Genomic DNA, 26,563 nt, shown 5'->3' on the forward strand with positions numbered 1-26,563 from the left:
GTCCCACCGGGGCCAGATTGGAGACATCCGACCCACCGGACGGCGACGGCTAGGCGGCCGCACGACACGGAGGAGCCTGTCGTGACGACCCACGCGAGTGCACCCGGACGGCGAGAAGACGCACACAGCAGTGGTTGGCTGGTGTTCGCCGCCGTCATCATGATCTTCAGCGGCGTCCTCGTCTCTGTTGCCTGTGCGTCGCGCCCCGGCCGATGAGGGACTGACGTCAGGGAGCGGCACTGTCCAACGCACCTGGTCGAGGGCGGCATCATCCTGGTCCCGTTCTGGTTCTCGGTCTCCCGCGCGGAGCAACGCACCCGGTTCGCGATCCGGCAGGTGGACCCCGTCCGCCGGTGGAAGCCGTCGCCGACGGATCTGGGCTCGCTGGACCCGTGGGGCGCGTACACCGTCGCGAAGATCGAGATGTTCCGCGCGACCGACACCGCCGGCGCGCCGTGGACGGTCGTCAAGAGCAACGAGGCCGTGGGCCGGCCCGATCCCCTCACCGTGGGCGCCGCCGACACCCTCCTGGAACCGGGAGAGGAGCCGTCGGCGCTCTGCCGTCGCCGGCCGGCCCTCCGGCGGGCCGGGGACAGCGCCCGCCCGCATGAGAACACGGCTTCGGGGTTCCCGCGCACCCGACGCGTGTCGGGTGCGGGAACCCCGGAGCCGTGCGGGCCGGCCGGATCAGCCGGCGCCGGTGCCCAGCAGGCCTTCGCGCAGGCGCTTCACGGTGCGTGCGAGCAGCCGCGAGACGTGCATCTGCGAGCAGCCCAGCTGTTCACCGATCTGAGCCTGTGTCAGTTCTTCGACGAATCGCAGGTGGATGATCCGACGGTCGCGCTCGTCGAGGTCGGCGATGAGCGGAGCCAGCGAGTGGAAGTCCTCCACCAGCGCCATGGCGGGGTCCTCGCTGCCGATGAAGTCGGCCAGCGAGGCGTCGCTGTCCTCGTCCTCGCCGCTGAGGACGGCGTCCAGCGACGAGGAGTTGTAGCCGTTGGAGGCCAGCCGCGCCTCGGTGACCTCCTCCTCGGTGAGGCTCATCAGGTCGGCCAGCTCCTTGACCGTCGGCATCCGGCCGAGGCGGGTGCTGAGTTCCTCGGTCGCCTTGGCCAGCTCCACCCGCGCCTCCTGGAGCCGGCGGGGTACGTGCACCGCCCAGGAGGTGTCCCGGAAGAACCGCTTGATCTCGCCGACGATGTAGGGGACGGCGAAGGTGGTGAACTCGACCTCCCGCGACAGCTCGAACCGGTCGATCGCCTTGATCAGGCCGATCATGCCGACCTGGACGATGTCCTCCATCTCGTCGGCGCGATGACGGAACCGCCCGGCGGCGTAGCGGACCAGGCTCATGTTCATCTCGATGAGGGTGTTGCGCGCGTACTGGTACTCGTGCGTCCCCTCCTCCAGCGTCGCGAGCTCCTGGAAGAAGACCTTCGACAGGGCCCTCGCGTCCTTGGGCGCGACCGCCAACGTGTCCGGGATGTGCGGCAGCGTCCCCTCTCCGGACTGGACTCCCGTGGTCGACATCGTGGTGACCGTCACGCCTTTCCCCTCTCACGTGAATTCCTCATCGGGATGCGTGGCCCTGAGGATGCCCGCCTACCCGGACTCCTCACCTCCACACCCACCAACTCTTCACGTGTCTGCGGTCGGTTCCTTTCTCCCGGTCGATGGGCAGACGGAACCTCACACTGGTCGTCCGAAGGAGAGTCATGACACGGGATCCCTCGATGAGGGCCGTCGGCTGGGCGCGGTCGCTGCCGATGGGCAGCAGCGTGAAGACGGCCCGGGACTGGACGCGCGAGCACCTGGCGGCGCTCGGCTGGGACCGTACCGCCCCCGGCGTGGCGGACTCCGTCGTGCTGACGGTCTCCGAACTCGTCACCAACGCCCATGTGCACGCCCACAGCGACGCGCAGCTGATCCTCACGTGGGACGAGGAGTGCCTGCACGTCACCGTGCACGACGCCTCGCCGCTGGTTCCCGAGCAGCGCAGCCCGGACGACGGCGCGCCGGGTGGGCGCGGACTGTTCCTGGTCGACGCGCTCGCCGACGACGTGCGGACCCGCCTCTGTCCGCGGGGCAAGGACGTCACGGCCTGTTTCCGCCCGGCGGTCCCTGGCCATCCCGGCTGAGGGAGCCGCCCCCGTACGAGGACGGGTGTCGTCCCCGAACGGCGGTCCGGCGCACCGCTTTTCAGCGCCTCAGGGACGAGAGCAGCGGTCCCCAGTCGATGTGGCGTTCCTCCGTGCCCTGCGGCACCAGGACGAAGGTGTCGCGCACGAAGCGGTCGAGTGTCTCCTGCTCGCACCTGACGACAGCGCACTGTCCCGCCGACCCGAGCCGCAGGAGGAGTCCGCCGTCGGGGGCGGGACGGAGCCAGATCGCGCCGTCGCCGGTGGGCTGGAGCGATCCGGTGAGGATCATCTCGCGGTCGACGCGCCACACCACCGGGTCCTCAGCGAGGAGGTGGAAGGCGATGCTCAGGGCATGGGGGTCGCGGGAGTCGTAGCCGACAGTGGTGTCGATCCGGACCGCCACGTCCGGGGTGAGCAGTTCCATCGCCATGGGCTGGGTGAGGACGCGCGGTGCGGGGAGCGGCGCGACAGGGTGCTGGGGCATGGGGTCCTCCGGCTGAGGGGCTGTCAGCGAGCGGGTGCGGTGTCCGCTTGACCCGTCCCGTCCCTGTTACACCTCGTGCCGCCGTGGCGGATGCACCGATGGGGTCATGGTTGAGTGAAGGTCGTGACAGGTCGTCAGGGACCTGCGGGACGAGGGCTTCGCGGTCGGCGAGGAGGACCCGGGCGTCGCGGGCCGGTGCGGGGGGTGCCCGGCCGGTAGACCCGGTCGGGCAGGCCGATGAGTCCCTGGTCGGCGGGCTCGGGCAGCAGCTGTCCGGGGGGCACGCCGGTGCGGACGCGCGGGCTTGCGCCGATGGCGCCGAGGAAGGCCGGGTTGGCGCTCTCGACCTCGTGCGCCGGGCCGTTGAGGGAGGCGAGGACGGCGGTGCTCTCGCCGAACAGGACTCTGGCATCGCCCCCCCGGGGCGATGGCGGCGCGCGTCACTGTCCCTTCCGCGTTCCCCGGCCCTTTGGATTCATGAGGGAGGAAGACGTTTCGGCGTGGTGTTCGCGGTCAGTCGGATCCTCGATCGCGGTCCGCTCCGGGAAGGATTCCGTCGTGCCGGTCATGCTGGTCCTGGTGTTCGTCGTCGGTGTGGCGATGGCGTGGTGGAGCGTCGCGCCCGTCCCCCGCGGTCCGCGGCGAGGGCCCCGGTGATGCCCCTGAGCGGTCCCGCCCGGGTTTCACGGACGGACGAACGGTCAGGCGAACGGGGACACGGATTCCTCCTCATGTGCCAGGAGGCTCACGGCTGGCGTGCGGCCGCGGCCTGCCAAGGTCGACCCCGACCTGTTCTTCCCGGTGGGGACCGGCTCCCCCGCCCTCGTCCAGGCTGAGGAGGCCAAAAGGGTCTGCGGGCGCTGCTCGGTACGCGAACCGTGCCTGCGCTCAGCCTTGGGGCAGCCGCACCCGCCGCCGGGGGTGTGGGGCGGCCTGACCGAGGCCGAGCGGCATTCGCTGGAACGCCGGGCCCGCCGCCGGGCGGACGACCGCCGGTGACCGGCCGCCGGATCACGGCCCCCGGCGTCCCCCGGGGGGGCCGTGGTGCGCCCGGCGGGCCGGTGAGGTGCCGGTGCGTCGGCGGGGCGTCAGCGCGATCGCCGGTCCGGCGGGTTGGCCGTGGCGGCTACTCCGGCAGGAGGGAGAGGCGGGCGCGGACCCGCTTCCCCTCCTGGGTGGGCTCCACGGTCAGGCTCTCGCAGACGGCGACGACGATCTCGACGCCGTGCTGACCGATGCGGCGGGGGTCGTGGCCGCGGGGCACGGGGGCGGCGGTCTCCTGGTCGAAGACCGAGATCTCCAGGATGTCGCGGCCCAGTTCGAGGAGGAGCCGGCAGGGGCCGGCCGTGTGCCGGATCGCGTTGGTGACCAGTTCGCTGACCACCAGCTGCGCGAGCTCGACGCGCTCCTCACCGACCGGTCCGGGCAGCACGATCGGGGCGGCCGCGAGGAACTCGGCCGTGAAGGCGCGGGCGGAGGCGATCGCCCCGCCGCGGGAGGCGTCGTCGTAGACGGCACCCGCGGACAGCAGGGGCTCCGGGATCGCGCGCTCCGCGGTGATCGCGTCCGTCATGGCGCTGGTACTCCCCTCGTCCCGGGTCGGCGGCTGGGCTCCTCGTACCCGCCTTTCCCCTCTTCATGATTCCCACACCGCCCGCACGCGGATCACACCCACCGACAGCGCGTCAAGGGAGCGCCGGCGCGGTCGGCGTGGGGCCCCCGTGCCGTCCCTGGCCCGGGGTCCCGGTCTCGTGGCCGCGCCAGTCGAGACAGAGTGCGAGGACGGCGTCCGGCGCGCTACGGGGTGTCCCGCGCAGCGCCCGTACGACGGTCCGGGGGACGTCCGCACCCTTCCGGCGGCGTGCGCCGGTGAGGGCGCGGGCGACGGGACCGTCCGGCGCCTCGTGCCCGTCGCCGGCCGTCGGCTCTCCGGTGCCGTGGGCGACGAAGACCAGCCGGTCGCCGAGCAGGAGGCGCAGGCGCTGGGGGGCGTAGACGGTGTCCTCGAACATGCCCAGGGGCAGTTGGCGGTCCAGTTCGATGCGCTCCGTCACGGTGGAGCGGACACGCCAAAGCGTCGGCGACCCGGCGTCCACCACCTCGGCCTCGCCGGTGGTCAGGTCGAGCCGGAGCAGCAGGGCGGAGAGCGGGTGCTCGCCGCGGTACTGCCCGTAGAGCGCCTGGTCGGTGAGGCTGGCCTGGGTCACCAGGTCGAGCCCGGCCCGCCGGGCGTTGCGGAACGCCGTCAGGGCGAGGGTGCTCGCCAGGGCGGCCGGGGTGCCGGGGCCGGCGCCGTCGGCGACGACGATCACCAGGTCCCGCTCGGTGGCGCTCCAGTCCAGGAGGTGTCCTCCGGAGGTGTAGGCGGGCTCCCAGTGGGCGTGGAGGTCGAAGGCCGGTCCGGCGCAGGCCCGACCCGGCAGGGTGTCCCACTGCATCTCCCCGGCGACGCTGAGGGCGTGCGTCCTGCGGGTGCGGCGGTACAGGTCGGTGTGGCGGTCGGCGACGCGCAGGGCGTGTCCGAGGGTCTCGGCGACCCGGGCGAGGCTCGCGGTGGTCTCCGGGGTGGACCGGTCCGCGGGCAGGACGACGACCAGGACGCCGAACCGGTCGCCGCGGACCGTGACGGGCAGGTAAACGGTCGCCGTGAGCCCGACATCACGGAAAAGATATGGTTGCTGGGTGCGGAAGACGCGGCCGGCGGGGCCCACGTCCACAGGCGCGTGCGGCATCCCGGCAGGTGTCTGGACGGGTTCCACGGGGCGCAGGGTCGTGAATCCGTAGTCGACGAGCAGTAGGTCGACGGAGGTCGCGGCGTGCAGGTGCGCGAGACTGGTACGGAGGGAGTCCAGGAGGAGGTGTGGTGCCGCCCCGCGCAGTGCGCCCCCCACTGTCACGTGTCGATCCACCGGATCCGTACCGCCTTCTGGAGAGATGTGGAGATGACCGGTCCGTCGCAAGGCCGCTGTACCCGGCCCGGGACGTCCGAGGAGGGTCGGCAGGCATGAACGGCAACCCCGCCCCGCCGCCGCGGGAACCGCAGCGGACGGCCGAGTCCGCCCGGGAGCTCATCGAGCTGCTGGAGGTGCTGTGGGAGCGCGGCCGGGACATGGTGTCGTCGACACCTGTCTCGGCGAGTCAGCTGCGCGTGCTGTACAGCCTGGACCGCGAGGAGGGCATCAGCCTGCGCACCCTGGGCGAGCTGCTCGGCTCCGCACCGCCCTCGGTGAGCCGCATGTGCGACCGGCTGGAGGCGCTGGGCTTCGTGCAGCGGCTGCCCAGCCCCGTGAGCCGTCGGCAGCTGGAGCTACACCTGACCGTGCACGGCAAGGCGTACCTGCGGGACCTCAGGGCCCAGCGCGAGGAGGCCCTGCTCGCGGTCCTCGCGAACATGTCGCCGACGAGCCGCAAGGCGCTGTTGCGGGGGCTCACCGGCTTCCACGAGGCCGTGGGAGGGGGCGGAGCGGCCGCCTCGTCACCCGCCCGCACGCCGCTGAAGGACGTCAGTTCGGCCTGATCCCCGCGCGACGCCGACTCCGGCCGGGCGCACACCCCATGTCCTCATTGCCACCTCTGGTCGTCCTTGACGGCGTTCTTCCGGGCCCCTGCCAGGTGTTGCCCCAAGGATACAGTTGTCACACGGCAACCGTTGACACGGTGCCGTGCCAGTCGAGGCAGACGATCAGGGCGTCGTCCTCCAGCGGGCTGCCGCCGTGGTGGACGGCGAGCTCCCGGAGCACCGCCTGCGGCACGTGCGTGGGCGGCAACAGCCGCGTCCCCCGCAGCGCGCGGGCCAGCGCCCGGTCCCCGTAGCTCTCCCCCGCGGGCGAGACGGCCGCGTACACGCCGTCGCTGCCGAACAGCAGCCGGTCACCCGGCCGCACCGCGAACCGCTCGGGCACGTACACGGTGTCCTCGAACATGCCGAGGGGCAGCTGCGCCTCGAAGCCGATGGCCTCCACCGCCTGCCCCCGCTGCCGCCACAGACGGGGCGATCCGGCGTCCACGACCTCCACCTCGCCCGTGGCCAGGTCGAAGCAGAGCAGCAGCACCGACACGAAGGCCTCGCCCCGGTACAGGGCGTACACGGCCTGGTCCGCCAGCGCCGCCTGGTCCGGCAGGGAGAGGCCGGCCCGGCGGGCGTTGCGGAGCGCGTTGATCGCGAGGTTCGTCAGCAGGGCGGCCTCGATGCCCTCCCCCATGCCGTTGGTGACCGTCAGGGTCAGCCGGCCGTCCGAGACCGACCAGTCGTAGTTGTCGCCGAAGATGGCGTAGGCGGGCTCCAGATGGGCGGCGAGGGCGAACTCGGGACGGGCGCAGGAACGGCCGGGCAGCAGCTGCCACTGCATCTCCGCCGCGAGCGTGAGCCGCGTCGCACGCCGCGCCAGGACGTACAGGTCCGTGTCCCGCTCCGCCACCAGGATCTCGTGGCCGAGCGCCTCGCAGACCTGGGCGAGCCCCGGCAGCAGCGGCCTGAGGTCGGCCTCCACGGGCAGCTCGGCCGTCAGCACCCCCATCCGGTCCCCGCGGACGGTGACGGGCAGGTGGAGCCGGAGCGCCCCGGGCTCGCGGACCACGTGCGGCTCCTGGGCGCCGAAGGCGCGCCCCTGAGGACTGTCGTGGATCGGCACCGACGGATCCGCCCCGGAGACGTGCCCGACGAGCTGGAGCGTCCGCAAACCGTAGTCGGCCAGGCGGAGTTCCACCCGCAGCACCCCGCAGTGCTCCCTCAGGGCTTCCTCCACGACCCCCACGAGCCGGTGCGGAGCCGCTCGACGGAGCGCCTGCTCGATCTCGGCGATCTCGTGCACGGTCCTCCTCTTCCTCTTCCTCTTTCCTGGGCGCGGTCCCCGTGCACGGGGACCGCGCCACCCGTCCGCTATCTCGCGCCGCCGGCCGCGGCCAGCGCGTCCGCCACGCCGTCGTGCGGCGGGATCATCGTCGTCACGCCGGTGATCTCCAGGATGCGGCGCACCGCCGGGGTCGGCGCGGCGAGGTACAGGTCGCCGCCGGTCTCCCGCGCCCTGTTGACCGCCCTGATCAGGACGTTCAGCCCCGAGGAGTCCATGAAGCCGAGGGCGGACAGGTCCAGCACGAGACGGCGCCGCCCCTGGCCGAACTGTTCCGTCAGAAGGTCCTCCAGCCGGCGGGCCGTCTCCATGTCCAGCTCACCCTCCACGGTCAGCACCGCCGTGCGGTCGTCGCGGATCTCGACGTCGACATCGAGGTTCGGTTCTCGCTCGGACATGTTCCCTGCTTTCCATGGGGGGGGTGTGGGGCCGGCTTTGGGGCGGACGGACGGGGTCATGACACCTGGACGCCGACCACGCACGTGTCGTCGTCCGTGTCCGACTTGCTGCGCGCCAGCAGTTGGTCCAGTCGGCGTTCGAGGCTGTCGGACGGCTGCCGGGCGACGGTGAGCAGCTGGGCGACGGAATCCTGGACGGCGGTGTCCCGCCGCTCGACGAGCCCGTCGGTGTACATCAGCAGCGTGTCGCCGGGTTCGAGCCTCAGCTCCGTCTCCTCGTACTCGGCCTCGGCGAGTGCCCCCAGCAGCAGCCCGCGCAGGAGCGGCAGATCGAGCGCCTCGTCTCCGCGGACCAGCACCGGGGGGAGGTGTCCCGCGCGGGCCCAGCGCAGCGTACGGCTCCCGGGGTCGTAGATGCCGCACACGGCGGTGGCCGTCACATGGGCGGTGAGGTGGTGGGCGACGCTGTTGAGCCAGGACAGCAGCTGCCCCGGTCCCGCGCCCGTGACGGCGAGGCCACGGAGGGCGTTGCGCAGCACCACCATGCCGGTGGCGGCCTCCACGCCGTGGCCGGCGACGTCCCCGACGCACAGGAGCACCTTCTTGGACGGCAGCACGACCGCGTCGTACCAGTCGCCGCCGACCAGGGACTCGGACTCGGCGGGACGGTAGCGCACGGCGACGTCGAGTCCCGGCGCGTCGAGCGGCGGCTTGGCCGGCGGCATGATGGCGTGCTGCAGCTGGAGGGTGAGCCGGTTGCGTTCCTCGGCCGCCTCCTCAGTCGCCGCCAGCCGGTCGCGGGTGGCCGTGAGGGCGACCTCGGTCCAGTGCTGCGCCGAGATGTCCTGGTAGGCGCCCCGGACTGCCTGGAGACCGCCGTCGGTGCCCAGGGCGGGTTCGGCGGTCACCCGGATGTGCCGTGTGACGCCGTCGTGGCGGAGCATGCGGAAGGCGGTGGAGCCCACCCGCCGCTGGTACAGCACCTTCTGGAGGAAGCTGCGGATGGTGTCGGCGTCGTCGGGGTGGGCGTGGGCGGCGAGGTCGCGCAGGGCGACCGGCGGCTCCGTCGGCATGCGGCCGAAGAGCTCGTACAGCTGGCCGTGCCAGGTGATGTCCCCGGCGACGACGTCCTCCTCGAAAGCGCCGACCCGGCCGAGGCGCTGGGCGTGCTGGAGGAGGTCGGCGAGGCGTGCCGACTCGTCCTCGACGCGCCAGATGAGCAGGACGCTCGCGCCGTACCGGCTGATGCTGATGTCGGCGAGCGAGGCGAGCGGCACCTGGTCCACCAGGGCCGTGAGCCGGGCCCGGCGGGCTCGGAACGGCTCCCCCGTGGCGTAGACCCGCTCGATCCGTTCGAAGAGTTCGCTGCCGCCCGCCGTCGCCGGATACGCCTCCAGGAGCAGGGCCCCGTCGACGGAGCCGCGGGGCCGTCCGGCCGGATCCCGGAAGTGCGCGTTGGCGTGCCGGATGCGGAAGTCGACGAGCTTCCCCGCCTCGTCCAGGTGGGGGGTGAGGACGAGGGCGGGGTCGTAGAGCCCGTCCGAGAGTTCGGCCAGCGCCGGCGCCCCGTCCGCGCCCGGGGCCGGGAAGCCGCCGGGGACGGGGGAGCCCCCGGGGGACGCCTCGGGCAGCGCCTCCAGGGTGTGGGCACAGAGCTCGGCGAGGGCCTCGATCTGGCGCTCCACGGCCTGCGGCAGGGGGTCGAGCGGACGGGCCCAGCAGATCTCCAGGACGCCGTGGATGCGGCCACCGGTCCCGGCGGGGACGACGACCCGGCCGCCGTCGGGATGGCGCGCGCGGCCGATCGAGGGGATGCCCGCGGCCGCCAGGGAGGCGTACCGGACGGTGCGGCGCCCGATGAGCGCCTGGCGGGCCGCGGTGGTCACCCCCGGCGGCACGTAGTGCCAGCGGGCCGCCTCTTCGAGGCCGAAGCCGGCGTGGCCGCGCAGACTCAGCGAGGTGTCCGGACCGGTGGTCCAGATCGCCACGGCGACGGCGCCCAGGGGTTCGAGGGCGTGCCGGAGCAGCGACTCGGCGACGGCCTGGGTGTCGCCGGCGCTGAGCGCCGCGCTCTCCGCGGTGCGCAGCCGCACGGCGACCGAGGTGTCGGGGGCGGTGGCGGCGGGATCGCCGACGGCCGTCCTCACGAACTCGTCCGCCGCCTCGGCCAACCGGTCCCGGGCCGCTTGGTTGATGATGTCCGCGGCCAGCTCCAGCCGGGACAGTCCGGCCCGGTCGGCGAGCTCCGCGAGCTGGCGGGCCGCCTCGGCGGGGCCGCAGCCCAGGCGCTCGACGATGACCCCCTTGGCGAGTTCGATCAGGGCGCGGCCCTCGGCCGCCGCGTGCGCGGCGCGCACCTCGCCGCGCAGCCGTTCCACCGTGGCGGCCAGCCGGCCGCCGGCGGACGCGACGGCCTGCGCGCCGTCGGCGGGGTACGGGACGACGGTGCCGGGGGTCGGGGGCGCGGCGGCGCCTGCCTCGGATAGGCCGGCGGACGGGTCTCCGCCCTGGAAGCGGGGGCCACTCACGTCGGCGACTCCTCGGTCTGGGCGGCCCCGGGGCTGCCGTGCGGACGGGTCCGGGGTGCGCCGGTCCGGCGCTCCGGGGCCGGGAGGGGAGCGCGGGGCGATCCCGCGGGAACGGTCACGAGGCCGCCCCGCCGTCGAGCCAGCGGCGGACGCAGGCGATGAGTTCGTCGGCGTCGACCGGCTTGGTGACGTAGTCGCTGGCCCCGGACGCGAGGCTCTTCTCCCGGTCGCCGGGCATGGCCTTCGCGGTGACGGCGATCACGGGCAGGTCCGCGTACTGCGGCAGCTCCCTGATCCGCGCGGTCGCCGTGTAGCCGTCCATCTCCGGCATCATCACGTCCATCAGGACGAGGGCGACGGCCGGGTTCGCCAGGAGCGTCTCGATCCCCTTCCGCCCGTTATCGGCGTGCAGCACGGTGATGCCGTGCAGCTCCAGGATGCCGCTGAGGGCGTACAGGTTGCGGGCGTCGTCGTCGACGGCGAGGACGGTCCTGCCGCACAGGGTCGAGTCGATGGCCTGGGGCGCGGGCGTCCAGTGGTCGCCGCGCACCAGGGGCACGACGTCGCCGGGCTGCTCCGCGGACAGGTGGAGGGCGATCCGCTCGCGCAGCTCGTCGAGGCTGGAGAGGAGTTCGAGCGGACGGCGGCGGGCGAGGTCCTGGAGGGCGCCCTCCTCGTCGGCGGGGAGCCGGCGGTTGTTGTGGGCGAGGACGGGGACGGTGCGCAGCGCCTCGTCGCCGTCCATGGCGTCCAGGAAGCGCAGGGCGTCGCCGTCCGCCATGTCGACGTCGAGCACGACGCAGTGGAACGGCTGGGTGGCGAGCGCGGAGGCGGCCTCCTGGGGGCCGACGACCGCGATCAGTTCGATGTCCGCCCGGCCCGTGTGCCCGCCGTCGGCTGCGAGTTGGGTGAGCGCGTTCTCGGCGACAACGGCCAGGAGCCCGCGCGGACGCTCCTCGATCACGAGGAGGCGCCGGGTCGGCCGGGCGGTCGGGGCGCCGGGCAGCGCGAGCGCGCCGCCCCGGGCCGGGGCCGGGACGGTGAGCGCCGCCGAGGGGTCCGCCGGCGGGGCGGCGGGGTCGGGCTGCTCGGTGAAGTCGGTGCGGGTGACGGGGAGGTAGAGGGTGAAGGTGCTGCCCTCGCCGGGCACGCTCGTGACGGTGAGGGCGCCGCCGAGCAGATGCGCGATCTCGCGGCTGATGGAGAGGCCCAGGCCGGTGCCGCCATACTTGCGGTTGGTCGTCCCGTCGGCCTGCTGGAAGGCGCCGAAGATGGCCTCCAGGTTCTCGGGGGCGATGCCGATGCCGGTGTCGGCGACGCGGAGGGCGACGACGGGGCCGCCGCGGTGCACGGACACGGGCGGCTCGCCGTCCGAGGCAGGTTCGATGCGCAGCTCGACGCTGCCGTGCTCGGTGAACTTGACAGCGTTCGACAGCAGGTTGCGCAGCACCTGCCGGAGCCGCGTGTCGTCGGTGACGAGGTCGACGGGGACGCCGGCGGCCGTGGAGACCGCGAAGGCGAGGCTCTTCTGCGAGGTGAGGGGGCGGAACGTGGCCTCGACGTAGTCGAGGAGCCTGCGCAGGGGCACGCGCTCCGGGTTGAGGTCCATCTTCCCGGCCTCCACCTTGGAGAGGTCGAGAATGTCGTTGATCAGCTGAAGCAGGTCGGATCCGGCCGAGTGGATGATGCCGGCGTACTCGACCTGCTTGGCCGTGAGGTTGCGGGTCGGGTTCTGGGCCAGCAGCTGGGCCAGGATCAGCAGGCTGTTGAGCGGGGTGCGCAGTTCGTGGCTCATGTTGGCCAGGAACTCCGACTTGTACGTGGAGGCCAGGGCGAGCTGCTGGGCGCGGTCCTCCAGCTCCTGCCGGGCCTGCTCGATCTGGAGGTTCTTGGCCTCGATGTCGCGGTTCTGCGTGGCGAGCAGGGCCGCCTTCTCCTCCAGCTCGGCGTTGGAGCGCTGGAGTTCCTCCTGCCGCACCTGGAGTTCCTCGGTGCGCGAGCGGAGTTCGCCGGCCAGGCGCTGGGACTCGTCCAGGAGTTCGTCGGTGCGGGCGTTGGCGACGATGGTGCTCAGGTTGACGCCGACGGTCTCCATGAGCTGTTCCAGGAAGTCCCGGTGCACGGAGGTGAAGGGGCTGAAGGACATCAGCTCGATGACGCCGAGCACCTGCTCCTCGACGACGATCGGCAGCACCACGAGGCTGCCCAGGGACGTGCTGCCGAGACCCGAGGAGATCGTGACGTAGTCGGCGGGGACGTTCTCGGCGGCGATGGTGCGGCGGCTGCGGGCGGCCTGCCCGACGAGCGACTCGCCCAGCCGGAAGCGGACCCGGTCCTGGTCGCCGGCGGGGCGTCCGTAGGAGCCGACGAGGCCCAGCTCGATGCCGTCGGCGCCCTCCTCGGCGAGGTAGAACGCGCCGTACTGGGCGGCCACGAGCGGGGTCAGCTCGTCCATGACGAGTTCGGCGACGACGGCCAGGTCGCGGTGGCCCTGCATCAGCGCGGACATCCGGGCCAGACTGGACTTGAGCCAGTCCTGCTCCTGGTTGGCCCGCGTCGTCTCGCGCAGCGAGCCGACCATGGCGTTGATGTTGTCCTTGAGCTCGGCCACCTCGCCCGACGCCTCGACGGTGATCGAGCGGGTGAGGTCGCCCTCGGCGACGGCGCTCGCGACCTCGGCGATGGCGCGAACCTGGCGGGTGAGGTTGCCGGCCAGCTCGTTGACGTTCTCGGTCAGCCGCTTCCAGGTACCGGAAACCCCCTCGACCTCGGCCTGGCCGCCGAGCCGGCCCTCGCTGCCGACCTCGCGGGCCACGCGGGTCACCTCGGCCGCGAACGAGGACAGCTGGTCGACCATCGTGTTGATGGTCGTCTTCAGCTCCAGGATCTCGCCCCGGGCGTCGACGTCGATCTTCTTCGACAGGTCGCCGTTGGCGACGGCGGTCGTGACCTGGGCGATGTTCCGGACCTGTCCGGTCAGGTTGTTCGCCATGGAGTTGACGTTGTCGGTGAGGTCCTTCCAGGTGCCGGCCACGTTCGGCACCCTGGCCTGGCCGCCGAGCCGGCCCTCGGTGCCGACCTCACGGGCGACCCGGGTCACTTCGTCGGCGAAGGCCGAGAGCTGGTCGACCATCGTGTTGATGGTCGTCTTCAGTCCCAGGATCTCGCCCCGGGCGTCCACGTCGACCTTCTTCGACAGGTCGCCGCCCGCGACGGCGGTGGCGACGTGGGCGATCGCCCGCACCTGCGCGGTGAGGTTCCCGGCCATCGAGTTGACGGAGTCGGTCAGGTCGCGCCAGGTACCGGAGACGCCCTTCACGTCGGCCTGTCCCCCGAGGATGCCCTCGGTGCCCACGTCACGGGCCATGCGCGTGACCTCGTCGGCGAAGGCCGAGAGCTGGTCGACCATCGTGTTGATGGTGTTCTTCAGCTCCAGGATCTCGCCGCGCGCGTCCACGTCGATCTTCTGGGAGAGGTCGCCCTTGGCGACGGCCGTCGCCACATGGGCGATGTCACGGACCTGGGTGGTGAGGTTGCCGGCCATCGCGTTCACCGAGTCGGTCAGGTCGGCCCAGGTGCCGGAGACACCGGGCACGGCGGCCTGCCCGCCGAGGGTCCCTTCCGTGCCGACCTCGCGCGCCACCCGCGTCACCTCGGAGGTGAACAGGGACAGTTGGTCGACCATCCCGTTGAACACCTGGGAGATCTCGCCCATCAGCCCGTCCGCCTCGTCCGGCAGACGGGTGCCGAAGTCGCCGTCCCGCACGGCCGTGAGCCCTGCCAGCAGCTGACGGAGTTCAGGCTCGACCACCGCGGCCGGTCCGGGGTGCTCCCGGCCGGAGGAGCCCCTGGTCGTCGTCTCAGACATGCCCCATCCTCGTTCCCCACCAAGCTTGCGCACACGGACAGTGCGGCCCACGCCGGGCGCCCGACGTCCGTTCCCTCGGGACGGCTCCGGCTGCCGCGATCGTTGCCGTACGGCAATCATGACGACACTACCCCTCCGTGATCGACAAGAGGAGGGCGGTGCCAGGTCATCCGGCCGGAACCCGCCCTCTCCGGCCCCGGGCGGAAGGCATGCGACGCCGCGACCGGGGTACACGCGCGTCGAACCGGGCGGTCTCCCGCCCCGACGACGAGGGGAGCAGTACGTGCTGATGGCCCACCCCGCGGTCCTGCGCAATCTCATCGAGCAGTACGAGACGCTCAAGGTGCTCCAGGCCGAGAACGGCGGCGAAGAAGTACGGCGGCGCATGGACGACTTCGCGTACACGCTGTGCGTCTCCACCGGTACGCGTGACGTGGACGCGGCGCTGATCGCGGCCCGCCATCGCCTGCCGGGCGCGCGCCCCGAGGACGACTCGGTGCTGAGCGCCTGAGCACGGCTGAGCCCGGCACTCTCCGCACGGAGGTGCCGGGCTCGGTCACGCCACGGGCGGGCGCGCGGCGCGGGGCCGCCTACCAGCGGTACCAGCGGCCCGTGCCGCCCTTCGGCCGGGCCACGAAGCCCAGCAGCCACAGGACGAGCACGATGACGGCGATCCACCAGAGCGCCTTGACGGCGAAGCCGGCGCCGAAGAGGAGCAGGACGAGCAGCAGTACGAGAAGCAGGGGAACCATGCGGATGGGCCTCCGTAAGGACGATGGATGACGGAAAGAGAGAGGGACGGGACGATGGATGACGGAAAGGGAGAGGGACGGCCGGACGGCGTACACACGCGCACCGGCCTCCTACGGCGGCGGGAAGCGCCGCCCGCTCAGCCGCGGCGTGCGAAGAAGAGGGCCACCGGGCCGAGGTCGCGCCGCGCGGCCCGCCGCCCGGCCCGGCGCCCCCACCCGTACGCGAGGGCGAGCGCGGCCGCCGTGCCGGCGGCGGCACCGGCCGTCACGGTCCGGTGCGCACGCGCGGCGGCCCACAGGTCGCTCCCGGCGCCGCAGGCCACGTACGCGGCCGCGCGGGCCTTCTCGGCGAACGGCGCGGGCAGGACGCGCGGCTCCTCGGAAGCGGCCGGCTCGTACCCCTCGTCCACGTCGGGGTCGTCCACCCGCGTCGGGTCGGGGTAGTCCGGGACGGCGTAGGGGCCGGTCCAGGGGAACTGGTTCCGTTCGCTGTTCTCCGAAGCACTCATGGGCATCGTCTCGCCGGACTCCCGCACGCTAAACCTGGTGGACCCTGGCCCACCGGCCCCGCCCCGCCCGTTCCCGTCGCGCGCGCTTGACCGCGCCGGTCCGGGACAGACCACCGTCCAGGGTGACGTCACTACTGCCGCAGGCCATCGGGGCGCAACTGTGGGTGCCGGACCGGCAGGTCGTGGCCTTCCGCGGCGACGGCGGACCCGGCATGCTGCTCGGCGACCTGATGACCATCCGCTCCGAACGGCTGCCGGTGAAGCTCGTCGTCTTCGACAACCGTCGCCTCGGCATGGTCAAGCCGGAGCAGGAGCAGGCGGGGCTTCCCGAGTTCGGGACTGGACAACCCCGACTTCGCCGCGGTGGCGGAGGCGCTCGGGCTGACCGGCATCCGCGTCACCGCGCCGGGCGAGCTGGACGAGGCCGTGCGCAAGGCGCTCGCCCTCCCCGGCCCGGTCCTCCTCGACGTGCTGACCAACCCCTCCGAGGTGGCCGTGCCGGAGAGGCCGACGATGTCGCAGGCGTGGGGCTTCGCCATCGCCAAGATCAAGGAGAACCTCCCCTCCGGTGCGCGCTGAGCGGTGAAGCGCCGGATTTCCACGGGTTCGTTCTCGCCGATTCCACTGATCCGACGGACGACGGACCTCGTCCGGCACGCAGAGGGGCGGCCCGCCATCCGGCGGGCCGCCCCTCTGCGTCGTCGTCCTCCCCCCGCCGGCAGCGGTTCCCGGGCCGGTACGCGCCTCGGGTCGGTGGGCCCTGCCGGGTCGTGCTCCGGTCAACTTCTGTCGGCGTAGTGGGTGCGGACCCACAGAGGCAGGGCGAACCAGCAGATCAGATACCAGGCGAGGACGCCGGAGACCAGCCAGGGCACGTACGGGTCGTGCGTCGCCACCCGCAGGATGAGGAACAGGGCGGCCGTCAGCGTCGCGAGCAGCAGCAGGATGCCGGTGAAGGTGAGCCGGGAGGCCCAGACGACGGCCTGGGGCTTGACCCGCCGCCCCGACACGATCCGGTGGAAGGAGACGGGGCCGATCAGCGCGCCCGTCGCCAGCGACCCGAGGACGACCGTGACGAGGTAGATCGTCTTGTCGGTCTGCTCCAGATCGTGGAAGAGGGGGGTGAACACCACGGTGAGGAGGAAGCCGAGGAGGATCTGGACGCCGGTCTGGGCGACCCGTATCTCCTGGAGGAGCTCCTGCCAGCGCCGGTCCGCGCGCTCCTCCTCCGTCTCGCCGCTCCCGTCGTGCCTGCCGGTGGCGGCACCGGTGCCGCCGTCAGGCACTTGTGCCTTCCCGCCGTGCCGCGCCTCCCTCGGCTCGTCCTCCGGCGTACCGCCGTTTCGTTCGTTCACGAAGATCCTCCTCTGAAGCACAGGGCAGGGCAGGAACGGACCCGCACCACCCTGTCCGGTGGCGCTCCGCCCCTGCCCGGTTGCGGACGGCGCGGTGCGGGGCGTCCGCGCCGGGTCTCGGGGGCACGGCGCGGACGTGCGGCGCCCTGGAGCGGGGACGGCACGGCGGAAGCCCCCGTCGAGCGTGGGGGCTTCCGTCCGGCGCGGCACGGTGCGGAGTCAGGCCTGCGGCGTACCGGCCGTTCGCGGGGGCGCGTGGTGACGCCACCGTCCACGACGGGCGTTCCCGCCGTCGCCGGGCGGCCGCCCGCGGTCACCGGCGGCGGGCCCGTCGGCCCGCCCGTTCAGCCCCTCCTGCCCCTCCTGCCCGTCCCGTCCGCGCGGCGCGTCGGGGGTCACGGCGGGAGCGTACGTGCGGTTCTCCCTGCTCCGGCCCGAGGCGCCGGGATCCTCGGACGGGACTACGGCCTCCGGCGGCCGCGACGGCGGCGTCACCGGAGGGCGGGTCGGGCGACGGGGCGGGCGGACCGGTGCGGAGGGCTCCGCCGCGGCGGTCCGGCCGGAGTGCGCGGGCGTGGGAACCGTTCCTGCGGGGAGCCCCCGCACGGGGATGCCGTGCAGGGGGATACCCGGCGTCGGAATGTCCGGCGCGGGGATCCCCGGGTGCGGCGGCTCGCGCCGATGCCCGTGGGTCCGGGGGGCCGTCCCCGGTCCCGACGGGCCACCGGAGGGGTGGGCGAGGCGGCGAGGCCGGGTCGGTCCCATCGGCGCGGCCCACGGCGCCACACGGACGAGGGCTCGGGTCGGGTTCGACATGAGCGCCTCCTGGGTGGGTTCCGCGGGCCGACTGTCCGTCACCCTGCATCCGGTGCCTACCAGTTCGGCTTGCCACTCTTCCCGGGGTCAAACCCCGAGGTGCGAGGAGACGCTCGGCGGTCCGGCCCGCCGGGGCACGTCGTCCCGGGGCGCGGGCTCGGGGCGCGGGCTCGGGGCGGCATGCGAGCGGCCCGCACCTCCACGGGTGCGGGCCGCTCGCGGGTGCCGCCGACCCACGGCAGGGGGGAACCGCGGGTCGTCCGGCGTGAGCGTGTCCCATCGCTCGACACCCGCATGCCCCGCCGACCGGGATCCATGCCACCCGGTCCGGTTTCGCCCGGGGCAGGCCCGGGCGGCTGACCTGCCGCCCCGGGGGCGCGGCGGCTCCGTTCCCCGGCGCCCGGAGACGACGACGCCGAAAGGAGCACCCTGTGACCACCACGGCCCGCGCGAGCATCCGGCGCGAGGACGACCGGACCCGCATGACCCGCTGGGACTTCGAACCCGGTCAGTCCACCGGTCGGCTCGTCCACGCGTACGACTACGTCGTCGTCCCCGTCAGCAACGGGGGCGGACCCGGGTGATAGGTGCAGGCGGCACGGTCACCGTCTCCGAGCTCCGGGCGGGCGAGTCCTACGACCCGCCCGGGCGGCCGGCGGCGGCGAACGCGAGGTCGTCAACGCGGGCTCCGCCCCGCTGGTGTTCGTCGAGATCGAGCTGAAGTAGCCCGCCGAGGGACGGCCCCGGGCATGCGACCGCCCCGCATAGGGAGGGGCCCGAACGGGGCGGTCGCGAGGCCGTCGGCGCGTGGCGTGGGGGGTGGCCGCGGGCCGACGGCAGGGAGAGGTGGTCCTGCGGCGGGTGCCGTGGCCCGCCTACCCGCCCCTCGGGCGGCCATGCACCCTTCTTCGCCCCACGCGCGGCCGGCACGCGTCCGGCCGCGCTTCGGCACGGCCGGACGGACGGAACGAGGGCGGGTACGTTCCTCGGCGACGGTCGTCCGCAGGCCGGGAGACCGGCTACGCCCCCGGCCAGGCGGTCGTCCGATGCACGGTCAACCCGGCAGGTACCGGGGGCGCGGTGTCGTCCGTTCCCCGCCGCGACATCCGGTGGCGCCGCCTCCCGTCGGCGTGGCCCGCGGCACACGGAAGGGGTGTAGCTCTGCCGGCCAGAGCGCCGGTCTCCAAAACCGGATGCCGCAGGTTCGACTCCTCATCCCTGCCGAGGGCGCGCCGGCGCCGGATCCTCAGACCGATCCGCGCCAGCCGCCTGTCTGCAGGCCGCCGCGCTCCTCGATGAACGACTTGAACCGCTTGAGGTCGCCGGCCGCCTTGCGCTTGACGAACCCGAGCTTGTCGCCCGTCTGTTCCGTCAGCCCCTCGGGGGCGAAGTCCATCTGGAGCATGACCTTCGTCCGGGTGGCGTCGAGACGGTGGAACGTGACGACGCCCGCCTGGCGGGCCTCGCCCTCGACCGTCGTCCACGCGACGCGTTCGTCCGGGATCTGCTCGGTGATGACGGCGTCGAACTCGCGCCGCACCCCGCCGATCTCCGTGACCCAGTGGGTGAGCGTATCGGTACGCTGCTCGATCCGTTCCACGCCGTCCATGAAGCGCGGGAACGTCTCGAACTGGGTCCACTGGTCGTAGGCGGCGCGCACCGGGACCTCGACCTCGACCGACTCCTCCACCTTGGACATGGCGACACCTTTCTCTCGGACGGGGATCGTCTCCCCGTCGGGGACGTGCTGCTGCGCTGTGCGTACCGGGGTGGACCGGCGGCCTGTCAGAGGCCGCCCATGCCTCCCGGGAAGGGCCAGGACGTGCGGTAGTACTGGCCGATCTCCTCGCGGTACTGGCGGTCCGCGAGGTGCTTGTCGGAGACGAACTCGGGCGAGTCCTTCACCTGTTCCTTCGACAGGGCGAGGTGGAGGGTCTGCTCCTCCAGGTCGACGCGGGTCACTGCCCGCGCCGGGATGAGCACCTCCTTGCCGAAGATCCAGACGCCCGTGTCGACGACCAGGTAGGAGTCGTCCACCTCGTCGGAGTGCTTGTCCACCTTGCCGATGTGCCCGTCGGAGGCCTCGACGCGCCACCCGGTGAGATCGGTACCCGCCAGGTGGCCGGACTCGGTGCTGAAGGACCACAGATGGTCGGTCATCGCTGTCACTCCTCTGTCGCTGTGTTCGTGCCGGGCGCGGCGCCGGACGTGCGGGCCGCCTCAGAGCAGGTCACGACGGTCGTCGGTGACCGTGGGCGCCACCGGCGGGACCACCATCCGGCGGCGGCGCAGAACGCTGGTGTAGACGGCGGTCGCGAGCAGGCCGACGCCCATCAGGATCAGGGCGACCAGATCGAGGTCGACCGCTGCGAGCTCCCAGTCGGTCGCGAACGTGAGGATGGCGCCGACGGCGATCATGATGATGAACAGTCCCAGACCCATGGTGGGTTGCTCCTCCCCTGCGGGTTGGACAACGTCCGCGTACCCGGGTCTCCGGAGATCATTCCGCCGTCCTCGGAGACGTGCGGACCGGGTCCCTCCCGGCCCCGTGAGCACGGCGGAACGTCGATTCGCCGTCTTCCAGGGGATGTTCATGGACGGACGGGGCACGCGTTCAGCCGCGGACCCGCGCACGCACCGGCGGGCGACGCACCCGCCTCCCGGCCCGTCGCCAGAGAGCCGGCCACACCCCCAGGGAGACCCCCGATGCAGGTCCGAGCGAGGCCCGTACATCCGGACGTCACATGGACGGCCCGTACCGTCGCCGGGCGCTACCGGCTCGACGGTCTCCTGGGCCGGGGCGGCACGGCGGACGTGTACGAGGCGCTGGACCTGCGGCTAGGGCGCCCCGTGGCGGTGAAGGTGTTCCGGCCCGCGGGCGCCCGCCGGACCGACGCCCAGTGCGGCGAGGAGGCCCGGTTGCTGGCCCGGATGCACCATCCCGGCCTGGTGACCCTCTACGACACGGGCCGCGACGAGAGCCGGCCGTTCCTGGTGATGCAGCTCGTCCGGGGGACGACCCTGCGGCGGCGGATCGCCTGCGGGGTCCTCACGCCCGCCGAGACCTGCCGGACGGGGGCCGCCCTGGCCTCGGCCCTCGCCCATGTGCACGCCCACGGCGTCGTCCACCGCGACGTCAAGCCGTCGAACATCCTGCTGGACCGGTCGGACACCCCGCACCTCACGGACTTCGGCATCTCCCGCCGCGTCGAGGCCGCGGACGACGCCCCCGAGGGCGCGGGCACCCTCGTCGGCACCGCCTCCTACATGGCGCCCGAGCAGGCCCTGGGCCGCAAGACGGGGCCCGCGGCCGACGTGTACAGCCTGGGCCTGGTGCTGCTCGAAACCCTCAAGGGTGAGGCGGAGTACGGCGGAGCGCCGCTGGAGGCGGCGCTGGCGCATCTGCACCGCCCTCCGGTGCTGCCGTCCGGCCTCCCGGCGGAACTCGCCCGCCTGCTCACGGCGATGACCGACCGCTCCCCCGAGGCCCGCCCGGACGCCACCGCCTGCGCGCGGATCCTCGCCGAGCCGCGGACCGCGGGACGCACGTTCACTCCTTCCGCCGCACCCGGCTCCCAGGAGGCGGGGGTACACCGTTCGCACCGGGCGCCCCGGCCGCGCCGGTCCTCCGCCGCCCGGCCCGGGCGGCCCGCCGCCGGGAGGGCAGTGGCGGCGACCCTCGTCACACTCGGGCTCACGCTGACCGGCTCGCTGGGCAGCGCGCCCGCCGGCGAGGCGGCGCCCCGGGACGGGGCGGCGGACGGGACCCTGACGAGCGCACCGGCGTTGCCACTCCCCACGCGAGCGACCGTCTGAGACTCCCTGCCTGACGGTCGATCAGGATCCGTGGGGTGTGAGACGGCCGCTTGGGGCAATACGGAGTGCCAGGACACGGAAGGAAGGCGGGGGCGTTGCCGGAGGCCGGGTCCGGAGGCGGTGCGCCGGCCTCCTCCCCGCGTACTTCCGGTAGGTGGCGACCTCTCGGGAGCCGTCCCGCGCGTTCCACATCGGAGGAGAATCCCATGACCGCACTGCTGGACCGCATCAAGCGATTCGCCCGCAGCCCCCAGGGCCGTGGCGCGGCGGCGTCCCTTCGCCGCGCCACGGCCGACCCGCGCAGGCGCGCCCAGGCACGCCGCCTGTTCGGCAGGCTGCGCCACCGCTGACGCCTGCTCGCCCGGCCCTCACGGCCGGAGCGTCGACGCCCCGCGCGAGGTACCGCGCGGGGCGTCGGTGCGTGCGCGGCGCGTGCGCCACCGCCGCGCGAAGGCGCCGTACGGCCAGGATCGCCGGAGAGGAGCGACTGCGGGGAAGCGGTGCCGGACATGCCGCCGGCCCGGCGGTGCGGGCCGCGAGGCCGATCGCACCGCCGGGCACGGGGGTACCCCCGGGCGTCAGGTGGACAACAGGCGCTGGAGCAGGGCGCGGTACTGGCAGAGTGCGAGGCGCAGGCTCTCGGTGTCGGCCTCCAGGCCCTGGCTCCACTGCCCCTCCAGGTTGTGCCGGTGCCGGGCGAAGGTGTCCGCCAGGGTCCCCATCACGTCCCCGACGAGGGCGTCCGCCGCGTGAACCGCCTGGCGGGGGTCGTCGACGAACCGGCCTTGGACCTCGTGCCAGCGGCGGCGGAACTCCCCTTCCTCGGCCGGGCCGAGGAGATCGGGGATCCCCTCCGCGTCCGCTCCGGCGGCGCCGGGTCGCGCGGCGCGTCCGTCGTCCGGAACCTGCGACCGCTCCTGCGGCTCGGGGGCGGCGTGCCGGGCGGGACCGCCGTGGGCCGCGGGCGCCGGGCCCGGGAGCGCGGAGGGCGGGGGCGGGGTCTGGGGCATGGCCGGCGGGTACGCGAGGGGCGTCCTCTGAACCGGTACCTGCGGGGACGCCGCGGGCGGGGGCGGCGGGCCGCCGGGGCCGCCGGAGCGGGACTGATCGTGCCTGGGCCGACCGGGCTGCGGCTCATCATGCTGCGGCCCGCCCTGTGAAAGCTGGTCGTGCCGGGGCCGACCCTGCTGGGGCCCACCCTGCTGCGACGCGCCCTGCTGAGGCTGGTCGGGCTGGGACGGGGTCGGTGCGACCGTCGGGCTGCCCGGGGCCGCCGAACCGGTCGCGGGGCCCGACGGCGTGGGCGGGACGGAGGACGGGGCCTGGGGCGCGACCCCCCGGCGCCCGTCCGGCTCCTCCGCGCCGGACTGCCGCGGCGGGGCCGGTGCGACCGTCGGGCTGTGCTCCGGCGGGCGCACCGCGTCGCCTCCTGTCGTCGCGGGCCCGGGACGGCCGGGGCCGGACCTGCCCTGTCCGGTCCGCGGCTCGGGGCGGTCAGCCGGCTCGGGGCGGCCCTCCGACCGCTCGGGGTACTCGCCCGTCGGGTCCGCGTGGTGTCGTCGACCCGGCGCCCGGGTCGTGCGCTCGGACGTCTCGTGGTTTCGCATCTCTCCTGCCTCCGCGTCAGGACCGGCGGGTGCCGGTCGGCTCGCCGTCGGCGAGCAGGTCGTCGAAGAGGGTGCGGTAGTGCATCATCGCGCCCCTCAGCTGTTCGGTGGTGGCGGCGTTGTGTGTGCTCATCGCGTGGACTTCCAGGGCCGCCCGGTAGTACTCAAGGGTGCGGCCGTGCCGCACCGACAGGTCACGCAGCCGCTGCTCGTAGCCCTCGTCGGGGTAACCCCGGTCGCGCATCAGGGCCGCCACCAGTTCGCCGGCGTCGTGGACGGCGGCCTCGGGCCGGTCCACGAACTCCTCCTGGACGCGCATCCACCGCCGCGCGTACTGCTCCCGCGCCTCACCGGGCACCGGCTTGATCTCCAGGTCGGCGAAGCGGCGTTCGCGGGCGTCCAGTTCCTGCTCCGCGGCCCGCCTGTTGCCGGTCGCCTCGACGACCCGTTCATACTCGGGCCCGAAGCGGTCGCGCAGTCGCGATCGCCGCCGGCGGTCCACCGTCACAGCGGCGGCGAACCCGACCACGACGACGGCCGCGACGACGACCAGAACGATGCCGATCGACATCGGTTCTCACCCCTTCGCGTTCTCTCGGAGTCGCGCTCTTCCGTCCCCCGGCCGTTCGGGGGCCCGGGACTCAACGAGGTCCGGGTGCCCCTCACCCAAGAAGGCAAACCGGGCATCCAGGACGGGGCGGGCGGCATCCGGAGGCGAGCGGACATGAGAGCGGGTGCGAGGGCGGGGGTCGCGGCGGGACACGCGAACCGCACCGAGTCGGTGCGGCTGAGCCGGCCGTGCTCCGGCAGCGGGGAACGTTCGGGATGGATCCCGGTCGTGGACGGCATCGCCCGGATGGACGTCCTGCGGGTCACTGCCCCGGACATCGACACGTCACTCCCGCACCGGCGCGAGGCCCTCGTCGGCCCGGTCGCCATGCTCCTGGCCACCAGGCAGCCGTTCGGCGACATCCTGGCCCGGGGACCCATGCGCACCCGGTCGATGGGCTTGCAGACGGAGCTGCTGTGGGCCTTCATGCCGCCGCGCACCACCGCACGGCGGCGGTGATCTCCAGCGCCGTCCTGGAACCCGCGTACGACGTTGGCGGGGACGCGTACGACCACAGCCCGGCGGGAGACGTCCGGCATCTGACGCTGCCGGAGGCCATGGGCCACGACCTGGCGTCCGGCGGCCGCAGCGCCGCGGCGCCGGCGCCTGTCGCTCCACACGGCTCGCCGACGGCGGCCCCGACGACATCGCGGTGGAGATCGACCGCACCCTGGAGCCCCGGATCGCGGAACGGTTGCCGACCTGCGTGATCGGCGACCTCGACACCGCCACCGGCCCACTGGAGTGGATCGACGCGGCCACCCCGCCCCCGCTGCTGATCCGCGACCGGCGCATCGTGACCGGCGCGCTCAACGGAACCCTCCGCCCGCCCCTCGGACTGACCGGCTACGGCGTCGGTCCCCCACCCGTCCATACGGCGCAGCTGCGGCCCGGCGACCGGCTGCTGCTCTTCACCGACGGCGTCACCGACGCGCGCCCCGCCACCGGCGAGCTGAGCCGTTCGGCGAGCGGCGCCGGGCCGACATCGTCGTCCGCGTCTGACCGAGGGTCTTCCCGCGCCCGAGGCGCTGCGGCGCCTGATCCAGCGCATCCGTCAGCCGGCGTGCCCCCGCGTCTGCTCCTCGCGCCCCACCCCGGGGCGCTGGTACTTGGCGGCGTGACCGCCGGCGCCCTTCCGGTCGGTGGCCTCACGGCCGGCGGTCCCGCGGCGTTCGCCGGCCTCGCGGCCGCCGCCGGAGGGGCCCCCGGAGGACACGGCCTCATCGGCCTCCCTCCGGGCCTCCTCGTCGCCGCTCTCCCCCACCGCGTCGGCAGGTGTGGTGCGCGGCCGGCTGCCGCGGCCCTCGTCCGTCCTGCGCTGCTTCTTCTCGCCCATGGCGTCTCCTCCGCTCAATCGCTCAATCGCGGGACGTACGCGTCCCTCCTCATCGCTCCGGCCCCTCCTCCGGGGCGGACCAGGAATCCCGCCTCGCCTCCGCGGGCGGCGGCTGGGCGACACGGGCGTTCCGCCGCCCACGGGCGACGCGCCGGGATCCCCACCAGAACGCGGCGACCAGCACGGCCACCAGCACCACTCCCACCAGGATCAGGAGCAGTGAGGACGATCCGGACGCGGCGAGTCCGGAGGCGGTAACTAGGGAGAGCACCATGAATCTGCCTTCCTGATGGGATGAAAACAGGGCAAACAGTGATGCTGGCGCGGCTACCCCGGCATCGGCGAAGCAATCGCGGCGCGCACCGTGCCGGAAGAGAGTCCGCCCTCGCTCCCCCGTTCCGGCGCGGGCCGGGGCCGACGGCACGGCCCCGGCCCAGCCCGGCCGCGGCCGACGCCCTCCCCCGGAGCAGGACCGGGACCGCGAGGTGCGGTCCGGCCGGACCGCCCGGAAGGCCTCGGCCCGCAGGACACCGGCACGACGTGACGGGATCGGTGAGGTCGCGGCGATGCACTCGGCGGTGGAGGTGCTCTCGCAGCTGCTGGGGCACGTCCCCGAGTCGATCTCCGCCCTCCCGCGTCGACGCGGGAGGACATGACCGAGGAACAGGAGGAGGAACCCGGCGCCACCCTCCTCGCCCTGCACGCGCGCATGACCGAACTGTGCGAGGAGCACGGCTACACCCTCGAAGAGCTCAACCTGGACCTCGGCCCGCTCGGCACACTGCTGCCCCCGACCGCTGAGGAGCGGTCGGGGGCAGCAGCCGGGCGGCCGACAAGGGGAGGAGGGGTGCCGGACCCGCGGAACGGTGTCACCTGCGCCCGGCGAAGAGCCGGTGGCTGGCGTCGACTGCGTCGATCCAGGTGCGGAGCGTGCCGCCGAGGCGGTCGGTGAGCATCTCGCCGAAGCTGCGGACATGTCCGGCCGCCTTGTCCAGTTCAGGGCAGCGGGCCAGGACCTCCTTCAGGCCGGCGCGGTCTTCCTCGGCCAGGGTCGAGGGGTGGCGGGTGAGCCAGCCGGTCACCTGCCGCACCGTCGGCGGCCGCGGCGGTGCGGCGGTCGGAGCCCCGCGCAAGGTGGCGATGTGGGTGCGGACCATGCCGTAGGTGACGGGAGCCTGCTCGGCAACCAGCTCGCCGTGCAGCTTGGTGACGCTGGTGCATCCCTCGGCGAATCGCCGCTCCAAGTAGGGCTTGTAGGGGTCCAGCCTGCTGGGCCGGGACCTGTTCTCGCGGATGGTGTCCTGCCAACGTGCGGCGTTCGTGTACCGGAGCACGGTGTTGAGACCCAGCCCAGGTGCCGGGCGATCGCCCGGCGTGAGTGGCCCTGGGCCAGCATCTCGTGGACCAGGGCGTGTGCGGCCTTCTTACGTTCGGCCCGCCGGCCGACGGGTGCCGCGTCGTTCTGCGGCCGATCGGAAGCCGGTCAGGTGTCC

The 26,563-nt window shown here is 73.6% G+C and carries 26 protein-coding genes, 1 tRNA gene and 5 pseudogenes; 13 read left to right on the plus strand and 19 right to left on the minus strand.

All coding sequences use genetic code 11. From position 1 onward, the window contains the following. Positions 1-252: 252 nt before the first annotated feature. Positions 253-611 (plus strand): annotated as a pseudogene (locus tag ACN9MM_RS02690) (polyphosphate kinase 2); the annotation flags it as partial. A 76-nt stretch (positions 612-687) separates the two neighbouring features. Here ACN9MM_RS02690 and ACN9MM_RS02695 read toward each other — a convergent pair. After that, entirely contained in the window at positions 688-1,545 is an 858-nt protein-coding gene (locus ACN9MM_RS02695; protein ID WP_426362106.1) for an RNA polymerase sigma factor SigF, read from the minus strand. Between the two features lie 170 nt (positions 1,546-1,715). On the opposite strand from ACN9MM_RS02695, the gene ACN9MM_RS02700 reads away from it, so the two are divergent. Continuing rightward, positions 1,716-2,138: an ATP-binding protein gene (locus ACN9MM_RS02700; RefSeq protein WP_426362107.1), complete on the plus strand. Its 423-nt coding sequence runs from the start codon at positions 1,716-1,718 to the stop codon at positions 2,136-2,138. 61 nt (positions 2,139-2,199) lie between these two features. Here ACN9MM_RS02700 and ACN9MM_RS02705 read toward each other — a convergent pair whose 3' ends face one another. Further along, entirely contained in the window at positions 2,200-2,625 is a 426-nt protein-coding gene (locus ACN9MM_RS02705) for an SsgA family sporulation/cell division regulator (protein WP_426362108.1), read from the minus strand. A gap of 731 nt (positions 2,626-3,356) precedes the next feature. On the opposite strand from ACN9MM_RS02705, the pseudogene ACN9MM_RS02710 reads away from it, so the two are divergent. After that, positions 3,357-3,624, plus strand: a pseudogene (locus tag ACN9MM_RS02710) (WhiB family transcriptional regulator). Between the two features lie 127 nt (positions 3,625-3,751). On the opposite strand, the gene ACN9MM_RS02715 reads toward ACN9MM_RS02710, so the two are convergent. Continuing rightward, positions 3,752-4,198, minus strand: a complete 447-nt coding sequence (locus ACN9MM_RS02715; RefSeq protein WP_426362109.1) for an ATP-binding protein — start codon at positions 4,196-4,198, stop codon at positions 3,752-3,754. Between the two features lie 112 nt (positions 4,199-4,310). After that, positions 4,311-5,522 (minus strand): PP2C family protein-serine/threonine phosphatase, encoded by a 1,212-nt coding sequence (locus ACN9MM_RS02720; RefSeq protein WP_426362110.1) that lies wholly within the window; start codon positions 5,520-5,522, stop codon positions 4,311-4,313. 107 nt (positions 5,523-5,629) lie between these two features. Between ACN9MM_RS02720 and ACN9MM_RS02725 the strand changes: the two genes are divergently transcribed. Further along, positions 5,630-6,142 carry a MarR family winged helix-turn-helix transcriptional regulator gene (locus tag ACN9MM_RS02725; RefSeq protein WP_426362111.1) on the plus strand — a complete coding sequence of 171 codons (513 nt, stop codon included), beginning with the start codon at positions 5,630-5,632 and terminating at the stop codon, positions 6,140-6,142. A gap of 118 nt (positions 6,143-6,260) precedes the next feature. Here ACN9MM_RS02725 and ACN9MM_RS02730 read toward each other — a convergent pair whose 3' ends face one another. From ACN9MM_RS02730 to ACN9MM_RS02745, 4 genes are all read right to left on the minus strand, one after another. Further along, positions 6,261-7,436 carry a PP2C family protein-serine/threonine phosphatase gene (locus ACN9MM_RS02730; protein WP_426362112.1) on the minus strand — a complete coding sequence of 392 codons (1,176 nt, stop codon included), beginning with the start codon at positions 7,434-7,436 and terminating at the stop codon, positions 6,261-6,263. 68 nt (positions 7,437-7,504) lie between these two features. After that, complete coding sequence (locus ACN9MM_RS02735; protein ID WP_351821343.1) at positions 7,505-7,873, minus strand: STAS domain-containing protein; 369 nt, start codon at positions 7,871-7,873, stop codon at positions 7,505-7,507. Between the two features lie 56 nt (positions 7,874-7,929). After that, positions 7,930-10,401 carry a SpoIIE family protein phosphatase gene (locus ACN9MM_RS02740; protein WP_426362113.1) on the minus strand — a complete coding sequence of 824 codons (2,472 nt, stop codon included), beginning with the start codon at positions 10,399-10,401 and terminating at the stop codon, positions 7,930-7,932. Between the two features lie 115 nt (positions 10,402-10,516). Beyond that, positions 10,517-14,269, minus strand: a complete 3,753-nt coding sequence (locus ACN9MM_RS02745; RefSeq protein ID WP_426362114.1) for a HAMP domain-containing protein — start codon at positions 14,267-14,269, stop codon at positions 10,517-10,519. 283 nt (positions 14,270-14,552) lie between these two features. Here ACN9MM_RS02745 and ACN9MM_RS02750 point away from each other — a divergent pair, with 283 nt between their 5' ends. Further along, positions 14,553-14,780, plus strand: a complete 228-nt coding sequence (locus ACN9MM_RS02750; protein WP_361230401.1) for a DUF5133 domain-containing protein — start codon at positions 14,553-14,555, stop codon at positions 14,778-14,780. Positions 14,781-14,859: 79 nt separating this feature from the next. Here ACN9MM_RS02750 and ACN9MM_RS02755 read toward each other — a convergent pair whose 3' ends face one another. Continuing rightward, on the minus strand, positions 14,860-15,021 hold the full coding sequence (locus ACN9MM_RS02755) for a DUF5670 family protein (protein ID WP_033211473.1): 162 nt from the start codon (positions 15,019-15,021) through the stop codon (positions 14,860-14,862). A gap of 137 nt (positions 15,022-15,158) precedes the next feature. Continuing rightward, positions 15,159-15,530: a hypothetical protein gene (locus ACN9MM_RS02760; protein ID WP_426362115.1), complete on the minus strand. Its 372-nt coding sequence runs from the start codon at positions 15,528-15,530 to the stop codon at positions 15,159-15,161. Between the two features lie 134 nt (positions 15,531-15,664). Here ACN9MM_RS02760 and ACN9MM_RS02765 point away from each other — a divergent pair. Continuing rightward, positions 15,665-16,109 (plus strand): annotated as a pseudogene (locus ACN9MM_RS02765) (thiamine pyrophosphate-dependent enzyme); the annotation flags it as partial. 200 nt (positions 16,110-16,309) lie between these two features. On the opposite strand, the gene ACN9MM_RS02770 reads toward ACN9MM_RS02765, so the two are convergent. Continuing rightward, positions 16,310-16,816, minus strand: a complete 507-nt coding sequence (locus ACN9MM_RS02770; protein ID WP_426368646.1) for a DUF6328 family protein — start codon at positions 16,814-16,816, stop codon at positions 16,310-16,312. Between the two features lie 1,316 nt (positions 16,817-18,132). Here ACN9MM_RS02770 and ACN9MM_RS02775 point away from each other — a divergent pair. Together ACN9MM_RS02775 and ACN9MM_RS02780 are read left to right on the plus strand one after the other, a co-directional pair. Then, entirely contained in the window at positions 18,133-18,285 is a 153-nt protein-coding gene (locus ACN9MM_RS02775) for a hypothetical protein (RefSeq protein ID WP_426362116.1), read from the plus strand. Between the two features lie 565 nt (positions 18,286-18,850). Further along, a tRNA-Trp gene (locus tag ACN9MM_RS02780) sits at positions 18,851-18,922 on the plus strand. A gap of 25 nt (positions 18,923-18,947) precedes the next feature. Here the strand turns inward: ACN9MM_RS02780 and ACN9MM_RS02785 are convergent. The 3 genes from ACN9MM_RS02785 to ACN9MM_RS02795 form a co-directional block, all read right to left on the minus strand. After that, entirely contained in the window at positions 18,948-19,400 is a 453-nt protein-coding gene (locus ACN9MM_RS02785) for an SRPBCC family protein (protein WP_351825240.1), read from the minus strand. A gap of 86 nt (positions 19,401-19,486) precedes the next feature. Then, positions 19,487-19,861 carry a PRC-barrel domain-containing protein gene (locus tag ACN9MM_RS02790; RefSeq protein WP_362259498.1) on the minus strand — a complete coding sequence of 125 codons (375 nt, stop codon included), beginning with the start codon at positions 19,859-19,861 and terminating at the stop codon, positions 19,487-19,489. 60 nt (positions 19,862-19,921) lie between these two features. Continuing rightward, entirely contained in the window at positions 19,922-20,143 is a 222-nt protein-coding gene (locus ACN9MM_RS02795) for a DUF6458 family protein (protein ID WP_426362117.1), read from the minus strand. Between the two features lie 264 nt (positions 20,144-20,407). Between ACN9MM_RS02795 and ACN9MM_RS02800 the strand changes: the two genes are divergently transcribed. Both ACN9MM_RS02800 and ACN9MM_RS02805 read left to right on the plus strand, forming a co-directional pair. After that, the gene (locus ACN9MM_RS02800) at positions 20,408-21,517 is read left to right on the plus strand and encodes a protein kinase domain-containing protein (RefSeq protein ID WP_426362118.1); all 1,110 of its coding nucleotides are present in this window, start codon (positions 20,408-20,410) and stop codon (positions 21,515-21,517) included. 206 nt (positions 21,518-21,723) lie between these two features. Beyond that, entirely contained in the window at positions 21,724-21,867 is a 144-nt protein-coding gene (locus ACN9MM_RS02805; protein ID WP_169749533.1) for a hypothetical protein, read from the plus strand. 228 nt (positions 21,868-22,095) lie between these two features. Here ACN9MM_RS02805 and ACN9MM_RS02810 read toward each other — a convergent pair whose 3' ends face one another. Both ACN9MM_RS02810 and ACN9MM_RS02815 read right to left on the minus strand, forming a co-directional pair. Continuing rightward, positions 22,096-22,527, minus strand: a complete 432-nt coding sequence (locus ACN9MM_RS02810) for a hypothetical protein (RefSeq protein WP_426362119.1) — start codon at positions 22,525-22,527, stop codon at positions 22,096-22,098. A gap of 613 nt (positions 22,528-23,140) precedes the next feature. After that, the gene (locus ACN9MM_RS02815) at positions 23,141-23,695 is read right to left on the minus strand and encodes a hypothetical protein (protein ID WP_426362120.1); all 555 of its coding nucleotides are present in this window, start codon (positions 23,693-23,695) and stop codon (positions 23,141-23,143) included. Positions 23,696-23,962: 267 nt separating this feature from the next. On the opposite strand from ACN9MM_RS02815, the gene ACN9MM_RS02820 reads away from it, so the two are divergent. Next, complete coding sequence (locus ACN9MM_RS02820) at positions 23,963-24,193, plus strand: hypothetical protein (protein WP_426362121.1); 231 nt, start codon at positions 23,963-23,965, stop codon at positions 24,191-24,193. 193 nt (positions 24,194-24,386) lie between these two features. Continuing rightward, positions 24,387-24,629 (plus strand): annotated as a pseudogene (locus ACN9MM_RS02825) (SpoIIE family protein phosphatase); the annotation flags it as partial. 159 nt (positions 24,630-24,788) lie between these two features. Here the strand turns inward: ACN9MM_RS02825 and ACN9MM_RS02830 are convergent. Continuing rightward, on the minus strand, positions 24,789-25,070 hold the full coding sequence (locus ACN9MM_RS02830; protein ID WP_426368957.1) for a hypothetical protein: 282 nt from the start codon (positions 25,068-25,070) through the stop codon (positions 24,789-24,791). Between the two features lie 49 nt (positions 25,071-25,119). After that, positions 25,120-25,344 carry a DUF6479 family protein gene (locus ACN9MM_RS02835; RefSeq protein WP_426362122.1) on the minus strand — a complete coding sequence of 75 codons (225 nt, stop codon included), beginning with the start codon at positions 25,342-25,344 and terminating at the stop codon, positions 25,120-25,122. A 211-nt stretch (positions 25,345-25,555) separates the two neighbouring features. Here ACN9MM_RS02835 and ACN9MM_RS02840 point away from each other — a divergent pair. Continuing rightward, a pseudogene (locus ACN9MM_RS02840) lies at positions 25,556-25,863 on the plus strand (gas vesicle protein K); the annotation flags it as partial. Between the two features lie 76 nt (positions 25,864-25,939). Here the strand turns inward: ACN9MM_RS02840 and ACN9MM_RS02845 are convergent. Continuing rightward, positions 25,940-26,404, minus strand: a complete 465-nt coding sequence (locus tag ACN9MM_RS02845; protein WP_426368958.1) for a hypothetical protein — start codon at positions 26,402-26,404, stop codon at positions 25,940-25,942. Between the last annotated feature and the right edge of the window lie 159 nt (positions 26,405-26,563).

Origin of the sequence: Streptomyces sp. E-08 (genome assembly GCF_049913095.1) — a bacterium.
Taxonomy (GTDB): domain Bacteria; phylum Actinomycetota; class Actinomycetes; order Streptomycetales; family Streptomycetaceae; genus Streptomyces.

Coding starts and splice junctions, on each gene's coding strand:
- ACN9MM_RS02705 (WP_426362108.1), bottom strand. CDS start 2,625: ATGCCCCAGCACCCTGTCGCGCCGCTCCCCGCACCGCGCGTCCTCACC.
- ACN9MM_RS02815 (WP_426362120.1), bottom strand. CDS start 23,695: ATGTCGATCGGCATCGTTCTGGTCGTCGTCGCGGCCGTCGTCGTGGTC.
- ACN9MM_RS02830 (WP_426368957.1), bottom strand. CDS start 25,070: ATGGGCGAGAAGAAGCAGCGCAGGACGGACGAGGGCCGCGGCAGCCGG.
- ACN9MM_RS02760 (WP_426362115.1), bottom strand. CDS start 15,530: ATGAGTGCTTCGGAGAACAGCGAACGGAACCAGTTCCCCTGGACCGGC.
- ACN9MM_RS02810 (WP_426362119.1), bottom strand. CDS start 22,527: ATGCCCCAGACCCCGCCCCCGCCCTCCGCGCTCCCGGGCCCGGCGCCC.
- ACN9MM_RS02745 (WP_426362114.1), bottom strand. CDS start 14,269: ATGTCTGAGACGACGACCAGGGGCTCCTCCGGCCGGGAGCACCCCGGA.
- ACN9MM_RS02835 (WP_426362122.1), bottom strand. CDS start 25,344: ATGGTGCTCTCCCTAGTTACCGCCTCCGGACTCGCCGCGTCCGGATCG.
- ACN9MM_RS02715 (WP_426362109.1), bottom strand. CDS start 4,198: ATGACGGACGCGATCACCGCGGAGCGCGCGATCCCGGAGCCCCTGCTG.
- ACN9MM_RS02800 (WP_426362118.1), top strand. CDS start 20,408: ATGCAGGTCCGAGCGAGGCCCGTACATCCGGACGTCACATGGACGGCC.
- ACN9MM_RS02795 (WP_426362117.1), bottom strand. CDS start 20,143: ATGGGTCTGGGACTGTTCATCATCATGATCGCCGTCGGCGCCATCCTC.
- ACN9MM_RS02805 (WP_169749533.1), top strand. CDS start 21,724: ATGACCGCACTGCTGGACCGCATCAAGCGATTCGCCCGCAGCCCCCAG.
- ACN9MM_RS02735 (WP_351821343.1), bottom strand. CDS start 7,873: ATGTCCGAGCGAGAACCGAACCTCGATGTCGACGTCGAGATCCGCGAC.
- ACN9MM_RS02725 (WP_426362111.1), top strand. CDS start 5,630: ATGAACGGCAACCCCGCCCCGCCGCCGCGGGAACCGCAGCGGACGGCC.
- ACN9MM_RS02755 (WP_033211473.1), bottom strand. CDS start 15,021: ATGGTTCCCCTGCTTCTCGTACTGCTGCTCGTCCTGCTCCTCTTCGGC.
- ACN9MM_RS02790 (WP_362259498.1), bottom strand. CDS start 19,861: ATGACCGACCATCTGTGGTCCTTCAGCACCGAGTCCGGCCACCTGGCG.
- ACN9MM_RS02785 (WP_351825240.1), bottom strand. CDS start 19,400: ATGTCCAAGGTGGAGGAGTCGGTCGAGGTCGAGGTCCCGGTGCGCGCC.
- ACN9MM_RS02700 (WP_426362107.1), top strand. CDS start 1,716: ATGACACGGGATCCCTCGATGAGGGCCGTCGGCTGGGCGCGGTCGCTG.